Source organism: Synechococcus sp. 8F6 (assembly GCF_002252665.1).
GTDB lineage: Bacteria > Cyanobacteriota > Cyanobacteriia > PCC-6307 > Cyanobiaceae > Cyanobium_A.
This window is the reverse complement of record NZ_NQKZ01000064.1, coordinates 1-819: the sequence shown is the minus strand read 5'-3', so window position 1 is coordinate 819 and position 819 is coordinate 1. Positions and strand designations below refer to the sequence as shown.

The window sequence follows — 819 nt, the reverse complement described above, 5'->3', positions numbered from 1 at the left end:
CGGTGACTTTCAGGAAAGTTGTCACTCCTGGGCTGCTATTCAGGCGGCCTGGATTAAGGGTAGCGCCAGGGTCGGGTTTGGCTCCTCTGTTGGCTTATTGATCCACACTTCTGCCGGCTGACTCCAGCAGCGGGTGTGTCGGCTCCAGCGCGTTGGATTGGCACGCCGGGCCTGCTCGTAGACATCGGCTCGCTGCTTGCAGATTGCGTTGGCGGCTCCACTGTGGCGCTGGTGGGGCGTCACGAATTTGATGCCGCTGTGGTGGTGCCGGTGGTTGTACCAATCCACAAATGCTGCCACCCATTCGCAGGCCTCGTCCTTGTTGGCAAAGGGCCGGCTGGGGTAGTTGGGCCGGTATTTGACCGTTCGGAACAGGGATTCCGAGTAGGGGTTGTCGTTGGAAACCCGTGGCCTGGAGAAGGATCTGAGCACGCCCATCTCCTCGAGCCGTGATTCCAGCGTCGCCCCACGCATGGCATTGCCGTTGTCGGCATGGAGGATCAGTGGCTGCTGCCGGCACTGGTGGCTGCCAAAGCCGCTGGGTCGGCGGTAGCGCTCCCTGAGACATGCCCGCTGCACCAGATCCGCTGCGATCTGGGCCGACTCCACCTCGGCCACATCCCAGGCCACCACTTTGCGGCTCCACACGTCGACCACTAGATAGAGGTACAGCCACACACCCCGCACTGTGGTCGGCAGGAAGCTGATGTCCCAGCTCCACACCTGGTTGGGGCGATCCGCCCTGAGACGCGGCACCGAGCGCGGTTCCTGCGGCAGCCGTGCACGCCCGCGGCGGTGGCACTGCCCTGCCTGGTGCAG

The 819-nt window shown here is 64.0% G+C and carries 1 protein-coding gene; it reads right to left on the bottom strand.

Annotated features, from left to right (window positions below):
• Positions 1–39: 39 nt before the first annotated feature.
• The coding region (locus CJZ78_RS13495) for a DDE-type integrase/transposase/recombinase (protein WP_143592976.1) at positions 40–819 on the bottom strand (780 nt) is incomplete at its 5' end.